This window comes from Rhizobium sp. BK529, from assembly GCF_014194105.1.
Taxonomy (GTDB): Bacteria; Pseudomonadota; Alphaproteobacteria; order Rhizobiales; family Rhizobiaceae; genus Rhizobium.
This window is the reverse complement of the sequence record NZ_JACIAU010000001.1, coordinates 2,057,957-2,074,486: the sequence shown is the minus strand read 5'-3', so window position 1 is coordinate 2,074,486 and position 16,530 is coordinate 2,057,957. Positions and strand designations below refer to the sequence as shown.

Genomic DNA, 16,530 nt, shown 5'->3' with positions numbered 1-16,530 from the left:
ACGATGGAGGAACGTCGATGCCTGCCGCCAATACCATCAAACTGCATGTCGCCCACAGCTACAGGGCGCCGCCCGCTACGGTTTATGATGCCTGGCTCAATCCCGAAATCGCCCGTCGCTTTTTATTTGCGACCGACGACGGCCATGTCATCCGCGCCGATATCGACCCGCGCGTCGGCGGCCGCTTCATCATCGTCGACCGCCGCCCGACTGGCGATGCCTTTCATCACGGCGTCTTCCTGGAATTGAAGCGCCCTAGACACATCGTCTTTTGCTTTTCGGTCGAGGAGCACGACCATAATTGTGATCGTGTCGAAATCGACATCGAACCGCTCGGCAGCGGCAGCCGCCTGACCCTCACGCACGAGATGTGCGCTGAGTGGGCGGAATATGAGGAAAAGACCCGTCAGGGCTGGACGCATATCGTCGAAGGGCTGGATCGGGAACTGGAGCTTTCCGCTGGTTCGAAACGATCGAATCCCGAAGCAGGCCAGTCTGCAGGCGCTACGGCGTGAGCGGAAGTGTGTGATCGCGCAGGAAGCGGGTTGCGCCGTCCTCGTCGATTTCGCCTGCTGCCACACCTATAACAAAAGTGTACAGGTGAGCGTCGGTCGTCTCTATCGAATAGCCGTGCTGCAATAGAAAGACACCGCAACTGACAACGGCGATCCGTTTGTTTCCGTCAAGAAACGCGTGATTGCGCGCCAAACCGAAAAGATATGCGGCGGCAAGCTCAATGATGTCATCGCATCCGTAGTTTGCCTTGTTGATGGGGCGCCCCAGAGCGGATTCCAGCGAACCTTCATCCCGAAGGCCAGCGAGGCCGCCAAACCGTTCGATCTGCATCGCGTGCATCTGCTCGACCAGCCGTCTGCTCAGAAACTTCAATGTCATTATTCGGCAAGCTTCTTGAGCGCGACCTTATACTTCTCCATGAAGAGACGGGCGGCATTAAGCTCTTCGGAGATATCCTCATCAACAGGCTGCATATAAAAGCGACCGTCCTCGGCCTGAAGCTCCAGAATATCTCCCGCCTTCAACCCAAAACGGTCCAGCACTTCCTTCGGAATAATCACGCCTTCCGAATTGCCGATCTTACGAATGGTGACGTTCATCATCGCCTCTTGTTGTAACAGGGTTATAACCGAAAGATACGCTACAACCAGTGGCCAATCAAGCGATTTGAACGGCTTTGCTCCGGGGCATCAAGACCGAGTGCACCGCAATCGCCGCAACGAGTATCGCGCCGCCGAGGAGGGTCATGGCGGCGGGTGTTTCGGCGAAGATCAGCCAGACCCAGATCGGCGCAAGTACCGTCTCCAGCAGGTAGAACATGCCGACTTCGGGTGCGGAGAGGTAACGCGGTCCGGTCGCAAGACACCAAAAGGCCACCGGCATCATGATGGCACCATTGAAGACGATCCAGCCGGGATGGGCGATTGAAAGTCCTGAAGGCAGGACCTGCGCTAGGCCGAGTACGGCTGGCAAGATTGCGGCAAGCAGCGGAACGAAACCCATCTCCCGGCGCGAGGCCCGTCCGACAGTGATGGCGGCGGCAAGCACCAGTGCGCTCAAAAGCGCCATGGTGTCGCCAAAGACGTGGCCGCTCGAAAGTCCCTCGCGCGCGATCAGCCCGACGCCGAAGATCATGAACAGCATGGCGATCAAAGTTACCGGCTGCGGTTTCTCCTTGAGAAACAGCCACGACAGCAGCGCTCCGAACATCGGATTGAAGGCGACGATGAAGACAACATTGGCGGTGGCCGTGTTGAAGACTGCCAAGACGAAGGTCACGGAAGAGAGGCCGTAGAGCAGTCCGGCAACCAGTCCAGGGCGACCTAGCACGAGCGGCGGCCATTTGCCGGAGAAAAAGCGCATCGCAATCAGGATGACGAATGTGGCAAGAACCGTCGCCAGGCTTCGTGCGGTCAGGATCGACCAGATATCGCCATCGGCAAGACGAACGAGCGGAATATCCATGGAAAGCGCCAGTCCGCCGACTGCCGTCAGCAACAGGCCCTTCCGGTGATCGGAAAGGTGGGCAGGAAGCATCAGTCCTGCGGATCGTCCTGGAGGGAAGAGGGATCGAAGCGTTCCCAACCGCGCGGCGTCAGATGTTCCTGCGGCTGGAAGCGTGTCTTGTAATCCATCTTCCGCGATCCCCGAACCCAATAACCGAGGTAGACATGCGGAAGGCCGAGCGCCTTCGTGCGGCGCACATGATCGAGGATCATGAAGGTGCCCAGCGAGCGCCGGTCAAGATCGGGATTGAAATAGGAATAAACCATGGAAAGACCGTCGCTCATCGTGTCGGTCAGCGCGGCGGCGAGCAACTCGCCCTTCGGCCGTGTTTCCAGCCCCGAGCCCTCCTCGCGCCGGCGGTATTCGATGATCTTGGTGTTTACGTGCGTGTCTTCCACCATGATTGCGTAGTCGAGCACGGTCATATCGGACATGCCGCCCTGTTGGTGGCGAAAGTCGAGATAGCGGCGGAAGAGGGAATATTGCTCGCTCGACGGCTGGGCCGCAAACTCCGTGGAAATGACATCGGAATTGGCCGCCAGCACCCGCTTCATCGATTTGGTGGGTTCGAATTCCTGCGCCAGGATGCGCACGGACACGCAGGCGCGACAGGCTTCACAGGCAGGACGATAGGCGATGTTCTGCGAACGGCGGAAGCCGCCCTGGGTCAGGATATCGTTCATCTCCGCCGCTCGCGGGCCGACGAGATGGGTGAAGACCTTGCGCTCCATCTCGTGCGGCAGATACGGACAGGTAGCCGGGGCCGTCAGATAAAACTGCGGGGATGGCGTGGTCTGCGTATTCATCTCTCGCGGAGATTTCCTTTCGGGGCGCTATCAATCTAGACAGCATGACGTAAGAATAGAAAACGTCAACTGCGCAGCATTCGGTGCCGCGCAATCGAATATTCCATTTCTTGGATATGGCGCTCTTTTGTGGCCGTCAAAGGGCCGACGGAGACTTTATTTCGTCTCCGCATAAGCTGGATCAGACGGTGCGAACCGTCACTGTACCGACAAGAAAATCGTGCAGCAGGCGCGAGCGCTCCGTAAACAGGCCGACCAGCAGAATGAGCGGCGTCAGGACCGAGTTCAGAATCCAGAACAGCGCCAGATGGACGATCGCCGTCAGGAAATCCATCGGCCGGCCGTCGACACGCATGATCGCGATGCCCATCGCGCGCATGCCGAGCGAGGCCTGTGTGGGGCCGCCGACCGTCATGCCGAAATAGAGGCCTGCGACGATGACGAAGAGGGCCGGATAAAGGATGAAGCCGAGCCCCAGCGTGACGATCCCCAGGAAGAAGACGACGATCGCCGCCGGAATGCAGAGCAGGGCAACGATGATATAGTCGAGGACAAAGGCAAAGACGCGACGGCTGAGCACGCCGCTATAGGCGCGCCAGTCCTCCGGTGCGGCATAAAGCGGGTTTGGGTTGTAGCTCATCCATATCTCCCTTCGAAAGACGATGCCGCTGATATGGTATCGCAGAGGGGAAATACAACAAATCGCCCGAAAATCACCTTTTTGCGAGGATTTTCGCCACTTCCGGCGCAAAATACGTCAGGATGCCGTCGCAACCTGCACGCTTGAAGGCCAGCAGAGTCTCCATCATGATCCGCTCGCCGTCGATCCAGCCATTCATCGCCGCAGCCTTGATCTGCGAATATTCGCCAGACACCTGATAGGCGAAAGTCGGCAGGCCGAAAGCCTCCTTCACCCGCCAGCAGATGTCGATATAGGCAAGACCCGGCTTGACCATCAGCATGTCGGCGCCTTCCTCGACATCGAGGGCGGCGTCGCGGATTGCTTCCGTGCCGTTTGCCGGATTGATGTAATAGCTGTTCTTATCGCCTTTCAGCAGACCCTTGGTATTGATTGCCTCGCGGTAGGGACCGTAGAAACCGGAAGAGAATTTCGTGGCATAGGACATGATGCCGACGCTCTGGTGTCCTGCGGCATCGAGTCCGCGGCGGATTGCGCCGATGCGCCCGTCCATCATTTCGGAGGGGGCGATGATGTCGGCCCCGGCATCGGCCTGCAGGATTGCCGCCTTGACCACCTGATCGACCGTCTCGTCATTGACGATTTCGCCGTCGCGCAAGATGCCGTCATGCCCATGGCTGGTGAAGGGGTCGAGCGCCACATCAGTAATAATGCCGATATTGGCCACCGCCTTTTTGATGGCCGCCGTTGTCTGATTGATAAGGTTATTGGCAACGAGGCTGTTGGAACCCGTTTCGTCACGAAGTTCCATCTCGATATCGGGAAAAGTGGCAATGGCCGGAATGCCGAGATCGGCGGCTTCCTTTGCCGCCTCGACCGCCTTGTCGACGCTCATGCGGTTCACGCCGGGCATGGCAGCGATCGGATCGACGATACCGGTTCCCGGAACAATGAAGATCGGCCAGATGAGATCGTCGACCGTCAGGCGGTTTTCCTGGACCAGCCGGCGCGTCCAGTCCGCCTTGCGGTTGCGCCGCATGCGGCGGTGACCGGTGATTTCATCCACGAGATGCGTCTTGTCCTGCATGATATCTATCCTGGGCCATTCCATTTATCGGAGCGGTCATTATCATGCGCTCCGGAAAATCCAAACCGGACGATTGGCCGCGGCGGATGAAACCCGGAAAATTGAATTCGCGACTTGGAACGTGAGGTCTCGCCATGGAACCCGACTCTCCGACGATGCCGAAACGGACGCTGACGGACATCCTCTTCATCTTCTTCCTGCGGCTGGTTGCCGTTTCCTGCTTCTGGTTCGGCCTGCAATATTGGGCGATGCTCGTCGGCTATTCGCTGGTCGGCGCCGGCCGCTTCGATCTGCTGAGCCTGCCGTGGAAGGTCGCGAGCACCTGCCTTGCCGTTCTTTTCCCCGTCGCGTCCCTCGGCCTCTGGCTCACGGTTTCCTGGGGGCCGGTCATATGGGTGCTGGCCGCCGGAGGCCAGATCCTCATGTATGGCCTGCTTCCGCAGATCTTCGGGCCCAACCACCTGATCATTCTGCTCCACGTGATCGTGGCCGTCATCTACTGGATTTTCAGGCTTTCCCTGTGGCTGGAGCGGCGCCGACAGCGTCGTCAGGTAAGCGTTGATTTACCCTGATACATCAAGGGGTTTTCGTAAGCCTCTGTTAAGCCTGCGGTTTAAGTCGAATTTTATATGTATTCGATAGGGTCTCACTCAAGGCGGGAAGAAAACGACACCGCCAAACAAAACAGTGAGGCAGTCAAATGAACACGAAAATTAAGCCGCAGGCGGCATCGACTTTCCACGCACAGGATCAGGCCATCCGTGATCTTTACATGGAATCCCTTCATCTTGTTGAACGTCTTCATCGTCGTCTTCTCGACGTCATCAAGGATGAGTTCGACCGTCAGGGCCGCAGCGACGTCAACGCCATCCAGGCGCTTCTCCTCTTCAACATCGGCAACTCCGAACTGACCGCCGGCGAACTGCGTTCCCGCGGCTACTATCTCGGCTCGAACGTTTCCTACAACGTCAAGAAGCTGGTCGACCTCGGCTTCATCAACCACCAGCGCTCGCGCATCGACCGCCGCTCGGTCCGGATCAGCCTGACCGAAACCGGCCAGGATATCGCCGAAACGGTGGCTCGCCTCTACGAACGCCATATCACCTCGATCGACAAGGTCGGCGGCATCGGCACGGATGAGTTCACCCAGATGAACAAGCTGCTGCAGCGTCTGGATCGCTTCTGGAACGACCAGATTTTGTATCGCCTCTGAGACCCGAAACCTCCTTTCAGGGTTGATGAAAACCGGATGCGTTCCCTGCGCGTCCGGTTTTGCCGTTCGCGCCTGCGTGGCATCTTTGCAACGCATGGCAGACAAGCGAAAAGCCCGGTATTCAAGCCGTTTTTTAGCCGTTATTAACCAGCACCGTTTACCCGTCATATGGTTCGTTGCATGCGGTTTCCGGCAACCGGCAGTCTGTCTCCGGCCCGGCAACACGAATTGGCCATATTGATGTGACAGCGGAATATTCGATAGCGGGCGTCCTCGATGGACCATTGGCGCCATCTTAGGTTGCTCCTCGCGATCTTGTGATGGGACTGGCGGAATTTCCAGGTGCGCCGGCAGTACGAACGGATAGGGATCTGCGTTAAAGCGCGGGGATATCGCAAATAGCCGCGGCTTCCTCCACCGCGGCATTGAGTGGTTGGGACGAATGTCTAAGAAGAACGGAATTGAAGCTCTTTCGCGTCGCGCCTTCCTGGCGTCGGCGGCAACGGTTGGTGCCGGCGCGCTTGCCGCACCAGCATTCGCGCAATCGGCGCTCGATGGCCTGCTGAATGCCCCGAGACGCGGCAACTGGGACGACCAGTTCGATGCTAAAGCCGCCTCGCGCACGGCGACGGCCGTCCTTTCCAATACCCCGATCCTCAGCCCGCAGTCGGTGCCGAGCACGCAGCAGGCGATCATGCAGTATCAGCAGATCGCTTCGGCTGGTGGCTGGCCGGAGGTCAATCCGGGCGATGCCCGCCTGCAGCTCGGCGTCAGCCATCCGGCGGTTCAGGCGCTGCGCCAGCGTCTGGCGATTACCGGCGACCTGCCGCGCGAGGCCGGCCTTTCGAGCGCCTTCGATTCCTATGTCGACGGCGCCGTCAAGCGCTTCCAGGCCCGTCACGGCCTGCCGGCCGATGGCGTGCTCGGCGAATTCACGCTGAAGGCGATGAACATTCCGGCTGACGTCCGTCTGCAGCAGCTGAATACCAACTTGATCCGCCTGCAGACCTTCCCCGAAGATCTCGGCCGCCGCCACCTGATGGTCAACATTCCGGCCGCCTATGTGGAAGCCGTTGAAGACGGCAGCGTTGCGACGCGCCATACCGCGGTTGTTGGCCGCCTGAGCCGTCCGACGCATCTTGTCAACTCGAAGGTCTATGAAGTCATCCTCAACCCGTATTGGACCGCGCCGCGCTCGATCGTCGAAAAGGACATCATGCCGCTGATGCGCAAGGATCCGACTTACCTCGAAAAGAATGCGATCCGGCTGATCGACGGCAAGGGCAATGAGGTCGCCCCGGAAACCGTCGACTGGAATGGCGAGGCGCCGAATCTGATGTTCCGTCAGGATCCGGGCAAGATCAACGCCATGGCCTCCACGAAGATCAACTTCTACAACAAGAACGGCGAGTATATGCACGACACGCCGCAGCAGGGCCTGTTCAACAAGCTCATGCGCTTCGAATCGTCGGGCTGCGTACGCGTCCAGAACGTGCGCGACCTGTCGACCTGGCTGCTGCGCGAGACTCCTGGCTGGAGCCGTCAGCAGATGGAGCAGGTGATCGCAAGCGGCGTCAACACGCCGATCAAGCTTGCCGTCGAAGTTCCTGTTTATTTCGTCTACATCTCCGCCTGGGGCATGCCTGACGGCGTCGTCCAGTTCCGCGACGACATCTACCAGATGGACGGCAATGCCGAACTGGCACTCGACACGACCGCCGGCATGGAGCAGCCGGTCCAGTAATCCGGACAGCAAACGATCTCGAAAGCCGCGCCAAGTGCGCGGCTTTTTCATTTCAGCTAGGCCATGCCCAACGCAAAGTGCTGTCCCCGCGCGCTTAGCCCAGCAAATGTCGTTCTTCGTATTGCCCTCGCATCTGCGGAACGCTAATACCTTGCCGCATTCCACCGTAGGAGCCCGCTCATGACCAATGCTTCCACCGAATCCTTCTTCAATCGTTCGCTTGCAGACGTCGATCCGGAAATCTTCGGCGCGATCGGAAAGGAACTCGGTCGTCAACGGCATGAGATCGAACTGATCGCGTCCGAGAACATCGTTTCCCGCGCCGTTCTGGAAGCCCAGGGCTCCATCATGACCAACAAATATGCCGAGGGTTATCCAGGCAAGCGCTATTATGGCGGCTGCCAGTTCGTCGATATCGCCGAAGAACTCGCGATCGAACGCGCCAAGAAGCTCTTCGGCGTCAACTTCGCCAACGTTCAGCCGAACTCCGGTTCGCAGATGAACCAGGCCGTATTCCTGGCGCTGCTGCAGCCGGGCGATACCTTCATGGGCCTCGACCTCAACTCCGGCGGTCACCTGACGCATGGTTCGCCGGTCAATATGTCCGGCAAGTGGTTCAACGTCGTTTCCTACGGCGTTCGCGACGGCGACAACCTGCTGGATATGGATGAAGTCGAGCGCAAGGCTCAGGAACACAAGCCGAAGCTCATCATCGCCGGCGGCACCGCCTATTCCCGTATCTGGGATTGGAAGCGTTTCCGCGAGATCGCTGACTCGGTTGGCGCCTATCTGATGGTCGACATGGCCCATATCGCCGGTCTCGTTGCCGGTGGCGTGCATCCGTCGCCGTTCCCGCATTGCCATGTTGCTACGACCACGACTCACAAGTCTCTGCGCGGCCCGCGCGGCGGCGTTATCCTCACCAATGACGAGGATCTGGCCAAGAAATTCAACTCGGCTGTCTTCCCCGGCCTTCAGGGCGGCCCGCTGATGCACATTATCGCCGCCAAGGCAGTCGCATTCGGTGAAGCTCTGCAGCCGTCGTTCAAGGACTATGCCGCTCAGATCGTCAAGAACGCCAAGGCGCTTGCTGAAACCCTTGTCGCTGGTGGCCTTGATGTCGTCTCCGGCGGCACGGACAACCATCTGATGCTGGTCGACCTGCGCAAGAAGAACGCAACCGGCAAGCGCGCCGAAGCAGCCCTCGGCCGCGCCTACATCACCTGCAACAAGAACGGCATTCCCTTCGATCCCGAAAAGCCTTTCGTCACCTCCGGTGTGCGCCTCGGCGCCCCGGCTGGCACGACGCGCGGCTTCAAGGAAGCCGAATTCCGCGAGATCGGTAATCTTATCGTTGAAGTTCTCGATGGCCTGAAGGTTGCCAATTCTGACGAGGGCAATGCCGCCGTCGAGGCCGCTGTCCGCGGTAAGGTGCTGAATTTGACCGATCGCTTCCCCATGTATGATTATATGGGCTAGAGCGCCCCGTGCGCCCGTTCGGGCGCACACGCTTTAACTCTTTGAATATGCGCATTAGACTTTCCGAAAATCGATACCGATTTTCGGGCCGATGCTGAAGGAGAAGGCATGCGCTGCCCGTATTGCGGTTCGGAAGACACTCAGGTCAAAGATTCCCGCCCGGCAGAGGATAATACCTCCATCCGCCGCCGTCGCATCTGTCCGGATTGCGGCGGCCGTTTCACAACCTTCGAGCGCGTGCAGCTGCGCGAGCTGATGGTCATCAAGAAGACCGGCCGCAGGGTTCCTTTCGATCGTGACAAGCTGGTTCGATCCTTCGACGTGGCGCTGCGCAAACGCCCCGTCGATCGTGATCGTATCGAGCGCGCCGTCTCCGGTATCGTGCGCCGGCTGGAAAGTTCGGGCGAGACGGAAATCTCCTCCGAGCAGATCGGTCTGCAGGTCCTCGAAGCCATGAAGAGCCTCGATGATGTCGGCTTCGTGCGCTACGCCTCGGTCTATCGCGATTTCTCGCATGCCGAGGATTTCGAAAAACTGATCGCCGAGCTGAACGCCAAGATCGCCGGCGATCCACTGGACGTATAATCATGGGCGAGGGGATCGCTCAGCCTGAGGACGAACGCTTCATGGCCGCCGCAATCCGCCTGTCGCGATGGCATACGGGCCAGACGTCCACCAATCCCTCCGTCGGCTGCGTCATCGTTCGCGATGGCGCCATTGTCGGCCGCGCCGTGACTGCACTGGGCGGGCGCCCGCATGCCGAGCCGCAGGCGCTCGCCGAGGCGGGCGAACTTGCCCGCGGTGCGACGGCCTACGTCACGCTCGAGCCCTGCTCGCATCACGGCAAGACGCCGCCCTGCGCCGAGGCCCTGATCGCCTATGGCGTCGGCCGCGTCGTCATCAGCGTGACCGATCCCGATGTCAGAGTGTCCGGCCGCGGCATTTCCATGCTGCGCGATGCCGGCATCGAGGTGACGACGGGCGTGCTGGAGGAGGAGGGCCGACAATCGCTTGCTGGCTATCTCACCCGCCAAACGAAAAACCGCCCCTATGTGACTCTCAAACTTGCCGTTTCCGCCGATGGCATGATCGGTAGGGAAGGGGTAGGGCAGGTGGCGATCACAGGTCCGGAAGCCCGCGCCCAGGTGCAGGCGCTGCGGGCCGAAACCGATGCCATTCTTGTCGGCATCGGCACGGCGATTGCTGACGATCCGCTGCTGACGGTGCGGACACCGGGCCTTGAGGCGCAATCGCCTGTTCGTATCGTGCTCGACCCTATGCTGGCGCTGCCGCTGACGAGCAAGCTCGTCGAGACGGCGCGGGAAGTGCCTGTTATCGTGGTGGCGAGTGAGGAAGTGTCGCCATTAGGGTCCGAGGGGGGTATTTCACCCGCCAACCCCACAGAGATGGACTCCCGCCGCACCGCGCTCGAAGCCGCCGGCGTCGAGATCCTCTACTGCAATCCCTACCACCCCGAAGTCCTGCTGCCGGCGCTTGCCACGCGCGGTATTTCCTCGCTTCTGGTCGAAGGCGGCGCAAAGACTGCGAGGCTTTTTCTTGAAGCAGGTCTTGTCGATCGCATCCAGCTCTATGAGGCGCCTGTCGTCATCGGCGAGGGCGGTATTGAATCCCCGTTGCAGACAACCGACATACCATCCGGTTTTGCCCATAGGGGCACTTATATATTCGGCGCGGATCGCCTGGATGAATACGAAAGAGAGAATTGATGTTCACCGGAATTGTCACTGATATCGGCACGATCGAATCCGTTTCGCCGTTGAAGGAGGGCATCAAGCTCCGTGTTGCGACGAATTACGATCCGGCGACCATCGATATGGGCGCCTCGATCTCCCATTCCGGTATCTGCCTCACCGTGACCGGCCTGCCGCAGGAAGGTAGCAATGGCCGCTGGTTCGAAGTCGAGGCATGGGAAGAGGCACTGCGCCTCACCACCGTTTCCACCTGGCAGCCGGGCAGTCACATCAATCTCGAACGCTCGCTGAAGATCGGCGACGAGCTCGGCGGTCACATCGTCTCCGGCCATGTCGACGGCAAGGCCGAGATCCTCTCGGTGACGGAGGAGGGTGATGCCACGCGCTTCCGTCTGCGCGCACCCAACCATCTCGCCAAATTCGTGGCACCCAAGGGCTCCATCGCACTCGACGGCACATCGCTGACCGTCAATGCCGTTGAAGGCACTGATTTCGATGTACTCCTGATCCGCCACACGCTTGAGGTCACCACCTGGGGCGAGCGCAAGGCAGGCGACTTCGTCAACTTCGAGGTCGATACGATGGCGCGTTATGCCGCTCGCCTCGCCGAGTTTCCGACCGCATCGGCCTAACGCGAAAACTGAATGATCGGGCCGTTGTAGTCCGTCCGCGCCATTTCCTTAAAGCCCAGCTTTTCGGCAACCTTCAGTGACGGCGCATTGTCCGGGTTGATGATGCAGGTCATCGGCCGCCCCGGAAACGTCTCCTCGCCCCAGCCGATGATCGCCTTCAGCGCTTCGGTGGCATAGCCCTTGCCATGGGCGGACGGCATCAGCGCCCAGCCGACTTCCATCGTGCCTTCGATCGGCGGCTGCATCTCCCGTTTGGCTTCGAGAAAGCCCGCTTCGCCGATGAAGCGGCCGCTTTTCTTCTCCTCGATTGCAAAGAAGCCGAAGCCCATGTGGTGCCACATGCCGGCAATCCGCAGCAGCCGTGCCCAGCTCTGCTCTCGGGTGGAGGGCACGCCGCTGATGAAGCGCACGACATCTTCGTCTCGCCAAAGTTCGAAATGCGCGTCGAAGTCGTCACGCCGATGCGCGCGCAGGATGAGCCGTCCGGTCTCCAGTGTCGGAATATCGATCATGAATAAGGGGCCTTGAAACGTGTTCCGATGATGGGGTGGACATCAGGAGCCGGGTTCACCTTCCCAGTAATCGAGCGCATTCTCGCCCCGGCCGATATGGCGGAAGGAACCGCCGTCGCGGTTGGTCTTGGCGAGAAATTTGCCGGAATCGGGATATTCGCAGATTTCAGTCTTCGCCTTCGTCGATAAACCCAAATAGATCAGCGGCGTTGATCCGGTATTGATGATCTGATGTGCCGTTTCCGGGCCACCTGCCGGCGCGCCAAGGACGTCGCCCTGTTTGATCGGATAGCGCTGATCGCCGAAGCGATATTCGCCCGTACCTTCGATAATGTAGAAGAGCTCGTCTTCGACATGATGATTGTGGAAGGGACAGCCGCACTTGCCCGATGGTACTTCATTATAGCTGATGCCGAGATTGGCAAGCCCGAGGTCCTTTCCGAAGGACGCATCGCGGCTTTCGAAGAGCTTTCCCTTGGTCCAGTGATCAAGGGATAGATCGGCCGTATTGATGACAGGCTTTGCGTTCATCGCCATAGAGTCCTCCTTTTTGCGGGAAGACAATCCCATCTGGCTGAAAATGCAACCAGAAAATGGCAGCATGGTCGGTGAGGAGATCAGCCGCCCATGCTCGCCTCCCAAGTTGGCAGCTTTAGCGAACGTAGAACGTAATGCTGCCGTCTGCGGCCTGCTCGGCGTTCACCACGTTACGAACATTGACACCATCATCGTTGAGCTTGCGTGCCAGCGATCTGTTGGCGTCGATGGAGGCTTGGATGGCGTGGACAGCGCTTTGGGGACGCTGAAGGACGGAGCGCGGACCGGTGCTCTCATCATCGAGATTGCGCCAGTTATAGACCGGCTGAACATTGAAGTTGCCCTGGAAGGTACGAAGCGTCTGTTCGATGCCCTGAGCGGTATTCATACCGAGGCTTTCTGCGCGGCTGACGCCGGCAAATGCAAGGGAGGAGAAAGCGGCGGCAATAGCGATTTTAGCAACGCGGTTCATGATGGTATCCTTTCGTCTGCTGTGACGGTCGGCTGTCAATGAGGGGATCGTCTGCGTTACGATTGGGATCTGGCACTGCAGCATTCCCCTTTCAATGGCCTAAGTCACTGAAAATGCATTAATAATTCTTCACGAAATTTGCCTTGGATTTGCCGTTATTGCGTCACCCGGCTAAGCATGTTCTGAGCCTACTTGCGCCACTGAACGGCACCGCCTGCTATCCCATTGCGTATATTTTGTCTTTCCTTTCGAGGCGCCTCCCGAATTTGCTTGCCATTCGCTCGAAGGCGTGTTTTGACCGCGCCTGCCCGAGTGGAAAATGCCCCTCCAAACGTAGGTGACCCATGCCGAGAGAGACCGCTCCCCATATTTTGATCGTCGAAGCACGTTTCTATGACGACATGGCCGATGCTCTTCTGGAAGGCGCGACCGTGGCTCTCGAAGAGGCCGGCGCCACTTTCGACGTCGTTACTGTGCCCGGCGCGCTGGAAATTCCGGCGGCAATTGCCATGGCGCTCGATGGCGCCGATAATGACGGTACGCAGTATGACGGTTTCGTTGCGCTCGGCATGGTCATTCGCGGCGAGACTTATCATTTTGACATCGTGTCGAACGAATCCTCGCGCGCTCTCATGGATCTCGCCGTCAGCGAGTCCCTTGCCATCGGCAACGGTATCCTGACCGTCGAGAACGACGAACAGGCCTGGGCGCGTGCGCGCCGTTCGGACAAGGACAAGGGCGGTTTCGCCGCCCGTGCAGCTCTCACCATGATCGAGCTGAAGAAGAAGTTGGGTGCATAAAGAATGAGCGACGAAAATACCGAACGACCGGTCAAGGCTGCCAACCAGCGGGGCGCGGCGCGCCTTGCGGCTGTGCAGGCTCTATATCAGATGGATATCGGCGGCACCGGCGTTTTGGAAATCGTGGCGGAATATGAGGCGCATCGCCTCGGCCAGGAAATCGACGGCGCGACTTATCTGAAGGCCGACGCGGGCTGGTTCCGTTCGATCGTCTCGGGCGTCGTGCGCGACCAGCTTCGCCTCGACCCCCTGATCGCCTCTGCCCTGCAGGATGACTGGGCGCTGTCGCGTCTCGACAGCACTGTCCGCGCCATCCTGCGTGCCGGCGTCTTCGAACTCGTCGACCGCAAGGACGTGCCGGTCGCCGTCATCGTCACCGAGTATGTCGAGATTGCCCGCGCCTTCTTCGATGATGATGAGCCGAAGCTCGTCAATGCCGTCCTGGACCGCATCGCCAAGCAGGTGCGCGGCGATCAGAAGAAATAGGCACTTAGCCACCAAACAATCCCTCCCTTTCTTTCTGCGGAACTGCAAGGCTTTTGAAGTTTTGTAGTCTTGACGCGACGTTGTCGACCACGCAATCTCCGTTCGCCTGCTGGGCGTTTCTGTGGAGAGGAGTCGATTCAGCAGCATTCGTCGCCGGAGAAGGAGTGAGCTCCGGCTTATGGGAGGAAAGAGCGAATGACCATTCTTTTATTGGTAATCGCATGTGGCCTGCTCTCGGTGGTCTATGCCATCTGGGCAACCCGGTCGGTGCTTGCTGCCGACCAGGGCAACAGCCGCATGCAGGAGATCGCGGGCTATATCCGCGAGGGCGCCCAGGCCTATCTGACGCGCCAGTATAGAACTATTGCCATCGTAGGCATTGTTGTTTTCATTGCAGCATGGCTGCTCCTTTCCGCCACGGCCGCGATCGGTTTCCTGATCGGCGCAGTCCTCTCGGGTGCTGCCGGCTTCATCGGCATGCATGTTTCCGTCCGCGCCAACGTGCGCACCGCCCAGGCAGCATCCGCCAGCCTCAAGGCCGGCCTGGACATTGCCTTCAAGTCAGGCGCGATTACCGGCATGCTGGTCGCCGGCCTCGCGCTGCTCGGCGTTTCCATCTATTATTATATGCTGACAGTCGTACTCGGCCATGAAAATGGCTCGCGTGACGTCGTCGACGCACTCGTGGCGCTCGGCTTCGGAGCATCGCTGATCTCTATCTTTGCTCGTCTCGGCGGCGGCATCTTCACCAAGGGTGCCGATGTCGGCGGCGATCTCGTTGGCAAGGTCGAGGCGGGCATCCCGGAAGATGATCCGCGCAATCCGGCCACCATTGCCGATAACGTCGGCGACAATGTCGGCGATTGCGCCGGCATGGCGGCAGACTTGTTCGAAACCTATGCGGTGACCGTCGTTGCGACCATGGTTCTGGCGGCGATCTTCTTTGCCGGCGCGCCTATCCTGCAGTCGGCTATGATCTATCCGCTGGCAATCTGCGGCGCCTGCATCATCACCTCGATCATCGGCACGTTCTTCGTCAAGCTCGGCCCGAACGGCTCGATCATGGGCGCCCTCTATAAGGGCCTTATCGTCACCGGCCTTCTGTCGATCATCGGTCTTGGTGCTGCAACCTCGATGACTGTCGGCTGGGGTTCACTTGGCCAGGTGGCCGGGTTCGACGTAACCGGCGCGAGGCTCTTCGTCTGCGGCCTCGTCGGCCTCATCGTCACGGCGCTGATCGTCGTCATCACCGAATATTACACCGGGACCGGCAAGCGCCCGGTCGTCTCGATTGCCCAGGCGTCGGTCACCGGCCACGGCACCAACGTCATCCAGGGCCTCGCGGTATCCCTGGAATCGACGGCACTTCCGGCACTGGTCATCGTCGGCGGCATTCTTGCCACTTATCAGCTCGGCGGCCTGTTCGGCATCGGCATCGCGGTCACTGCCATGCTCGGCCTTGCCGGCATGATCGTCGCACTCGATGCCTTCGGTCCGGTCACGGATAACGCCGGCGGCATTGCCGAAATGTCCCACTTGCCACCGGAGGTGCGCAAATCGACCGACGCGCTCGATGCCGTCGGCAACACGACGAAGGCCGTTACCAAGGGTTATGCAATCGGTTCGGCCGGTCTCGGCGCTCTGGTCCTCTTTGCTGCCTATGCGAACGACCTGCAATATTTCGCTTCGCATCCCGACCAGTATCCGTATTTTCAGAATATCGGCACGATCTCATTTGATCTGTCGAACCCTTATGTCGTGGCCGGTCTCTTGTTCGGCGGACTGATTCCGTACCTCTTCGGCGGCATTGCCATGACCGCCGTCGGTCGTGCTGCCGGCGCGATCGTCGAGGAAGTGCGCAAGCAGTTCCGCGAAAAACCCGGTATCATGGAAGGCAAGGAACGGCCTGACTACGGCAAGGCGGTCGACCTGCTGACCAAGGCGGCGATCCGCGAAATGATCATTCCGTCGCTGCTGCCGGTCCTGGCGCCTGTCATCGTCTATTTCGGCGTGCTCGTTATCTCGGGCTCCAAGGCATCCGCCTTTGCAGCCCTTGGTGCATCGCTGCTCGGCGTTATTATCAACGGCCTCTTCGTAGCAATCTCGATGACCTCGGGCGGCGGCGCATGGGACAACGCCAAGAAGAGCTTCGAAGATGGCTTCGTCGACAAGGACGGCGTGCGCCACATGAAGGGTTCCGAGGCCCACAAGGCTTCCGTAACGGGCGATACTGTCGGCGATCCGTACAAGGATACGGCAGGTCCTGCCGTCAACCCGGCGATCAAGATCACCAATATCGTGGCGCTGCTGCTGCTGGCGATTCTTGCAAGCTGAACCACTTTGAAGAGATGAAAAAACCCGCCGGATCGCTCCGGCGGGTTTTTTGTA

20 protein-coding genes are annotated in these 16,530 nt (G+C 59.5%); 11 read left to right on the top strand and 9 right to left on the bottom strand.

Annotated elements, in window-relative coordinates; genetic code table 11:
- Nucleotides 1-17 precede the first annotated feature (17 nt).
- Complete coding sequence (locus FHX08_RS10580) at nt 18-515, top strand: SRPBCC domain-containing protein (RefSeq protein WP_132651096.1); 498 nt, start codon at nt 18-20, stop codon at nt 513-515.
- Here FHX08_RS10580 and FHX08_RS10575 read toward each other — a convergent pair.
- The 6 genes from FHX08_RS10575 to hemB all read right to left on the bottom strand — a co-directional run bounded on the left by FHX08_RS10575 (nt 505) and on the right by hemB (nt 4,555).
- On the bottom strand, nt 505-894 hold the full coding sequence (locus FHX08_RS10575) for a type II toxin-antitoxin system death-on-curing family toxin (protein WP_132651097.1): 390 nt from the start codon (nt 892-894) through the stop codon (nt 505-507). The genes FHX08_RS10580 and FHX08_RS10575 overlap by 11 nt on opposite strands.
- Nucleotides 894-1,115: an AbrB/MazE/SpoVT family DNA-binding domain-containing protein gene (locus FHX08_RS10570; protein ID WP_132651098.1), complete on the bottom strand. Its 222-nt coding sequence runs from the start codon at nt 1,113-1,115 to the stop codon at nt 894-896. The genes FHX08_RS10575 and FHX08_RS10570 overlap by 1 nt, the downstream gene beginning before the upstream one ends.
- A 58-nt stretch (nt 1,116-1,173) precedes the next feature.
- Nucleotides 1,174-2,052 (bottom strand): DMT family transporter, encoded by an 879-nt coding sequence (locus FHX08_RS10565; protein ID WP_132651099.1) that lies wholly within the window; start codon nt 2,050-2,052, stop codon nt 1,174-1,176.
- Nucleotides 2,052-2,828 (bottom strand): arginyltransferase, encoded by a 777-nt coding sequence (locus FHX08_RS10560; protein WP_132651100.1) that lies wholly within the window; start codon nt 2,826-2,828, stop codon nt 2,052-2,054. Before FHX08_RS10560 ends, FHX08_RS10565 begins: the two co-directional genes overlap by 1 nt.
- Before the next feature lie 181 nt (nt 2,829-3,009).
- The gene (locus FHX08_RS10555) at nt 3,010-3,468 is read right to left on the bottom strand and encodes an RDD family protein (protein WP_184327173.1); all 459 of its coding nucleotides are present in this window, start codon (nt 3,466-3,468) and stop codon (nt 3,010-3,012) included.
- 73 nt (nt 3,469-3,541) lie between these two features.
- A complete protein-coding gene (gene hemB / locus FHX08_RS10550; protein ID WP_132651102.1) occupies nt 3,542-4,555 on the bottom strand; it encodes a porphobilinogen synthase in 1,014 nt (337 codons plus the stop codon).
- A gap of 134 nt (nt 4,556-4,689) precedes the next feature.
- Here hemB and FHX08_RS10545 point away from each other — a divergent pair, with 134 nt between their 5' ends.
- The 7 genes from FHX08_RS10545 (at nt 4,690) to FHX08_RS10515 (ending at nt 11,335) form a co-directional block, all read left to right on the top strand.
- Nucleotides 4,690-5,127 (top strand): DUF6163 family protein, encoded by a 438-nt coding sequence (locus tag FHX08_RS10545; protein ID WP_132651103.1) that lies wholly within the window; start codon nt 4,690-4,692, stop codon nt 5,125-5,127.
- A gap of 128 nt (nt 5,128-5,255) precedes the next feature.
- Nucleotides 5,256-5,768 carry a transcriptional regulator LdtR gene (ldtR, locus tag FHX08_RS10540; protein WP_132651104.1) on the top strand — a complete coding sequence of 171 codons (513 nt, stop codon included), beginning with the start codon at nt 5,256-5,258 and terminating at the stop codon, nt 5,766-5,768.
- Between the two features lie 442 nt (nt 5,769-6,210).
- On the top strand, nt 6,211-7,512 hold the full coding sequence (locus FHX08_RS10535) for a murein L,D-transpeptidase (RefSeq protein ID WP_132651105.1): 1,302 nt from the start codon (nt 6,211-6,213) through the stop codon (nt 7,510-7,512).
- 180 nt (nt 7,513-7,692) lie between these two features.
- Nucleotides 7,693-8,991: a serine hydroxymethyltransferase gene (gene glyA / locus FHX08_RS10530; protein ID WP_132651106.1), complete on the top strand. Its 1,299-nt coding sequence runs from the start codon at nt 7,693-7,695 to the stop codon at nt 8,989-8,991.
- Between the two features lie 108 nt (nt 8,992-9,099).
- On the top strand, nt 9,100-9,576 hold the full coding sequence (nrdR, locus tag FHX08_RS10525) for a transcriptional regulator NrdR (protein WP_132651107.1): 477 nt from the start codon (nt 9,100-9,102) through the stop codon (nt 9,574-9,576).
- 2 nt (nt 9,577-9,578) lie between these two features.
- Entirely contained in the window at nt 9,579-10,718 is a 1,140-nt protein-coding gene (gene ribD, locus FHX08_RS10520; protein ID WP_132651108.1) for a bifunctional diaminohydroxyphosphoribosylaminopyrimidine deaminase/5-amino-6-(5-phosphoribosylamino)uracil reductase RibD, read from the top strand.
- Nucleotides 10,718-11,335 (top strand): riboflavin synthase, encoded by a 618-nt coding sequence (locus tag FHX08_RS10515; protein ID WP_132651109.1) that lies wholly within the window; start codon nt 10,718-10,720, stop codon nt 11,333-11,335. The genes ribD and FHX08_RS10515 overlap by 1 nt, the downstream gene beginning before the upstream one ends.
- Here FHX08_RS10515 and FHX08_RS10510 read toward each other — a convergent pair.
- The 3 genes from FHX08_RS10510 to FHX08_RS10500 all read right to left on the bottom strand — a co-directional run bounded on the left by FHX08_RS10510 (nt 11,332) and on the right by FHX08_RS10500 (nt 12,856).
- Nucleotides 11,332-11,847: a GNAT family N-acetyltransferase gene (locus tag FHX08_RS10510; RefSeq protein WP_132651110.1), complete on the bottom strand. Its 516-nt coding sequence runs from the start codon at nt 11,845-11,847 to the stop codon at nt 11,332-11,334. The genes FHX08_RS10515 and FHX08_RS10510 overlap by 4 nt on opposite strands.
- Nucleotides 11,848-11,889: 42 nt before the next feature.
- On the bottom strand, nt 11,890-12,384 hold the full coding sequence (locus FHX08_RS10505; RefSeq protein WP_132651111.1) for a cupin domain-containing protein: 495 nt from the start codon (nt 12,382-12,384) through the stop codon (nt 11,890-11,892).
- A 115-nt stretch (nt 12,385-12,499) separates the two neighbouring features.
- A complete protein-coding gene (locus FHX08_RS10500; RefSeq protein WP_132651112.1) occupies nt 12,500-12,856 on the bottom strand; it encodes a hypothetical protein in 357 nt (118 codons plus the stop codon).
- Nucleotides 12,857-13,200: 344 nt separating this feature from the next.
- Between FHX08_RS10500 and FHX08_RS10495 the strand changes: the two genes are divergently transcribed.
- The 3 genes from FHX08_RS10495 to FHX08_RS10485 all read left to right on the top strand — a co-directional run bounded on the left by FHX08_RS10495 (nt 13,201) and on the right by FHX08_RS10485 (nt 16,476).
- A complete protein-coding gene (locus tag FHX08_RS10495; RefSeq protein ID WP_132651113.1) occupies nt 13,201-13,656 on the top strand; it encodes a 6,7-dimethyl-8-ribityllumazine synthase in 456 nt (151 codons plus the stop codon).
- 3 nt (nt 13,657-13,659) lie between these two features.
- The gene (gene nusB / locus FHX08_RS10490; RefSeq protein ID WP_132651114.1) at nt 13,660-14,142 is read left to right on the top strand and encodes a transcription antitermination factor NusB; all 483 of its coding nucleotides are present in this window, start codon (nt 13,660-13,662) and stop codon (nt 14,140-14,142) included.
- A gap of 195 nt (nt 14,143-14,337) precedes the next feature.
- Nucleotides 14,338-16,476 (top strand): sodium-translocating pyrophosphatase, encoded by a 2,139-nt coding sequence (locus FHX08_RS10485; RefSeq protein ID WP_132651115.1) that lies wholly within the window; start codon nt 14,338-14,340, stop codon nt 16,474-16,476.
- Nucleotides 16,477-16,530: the final 54 nt, after the last annotated feature.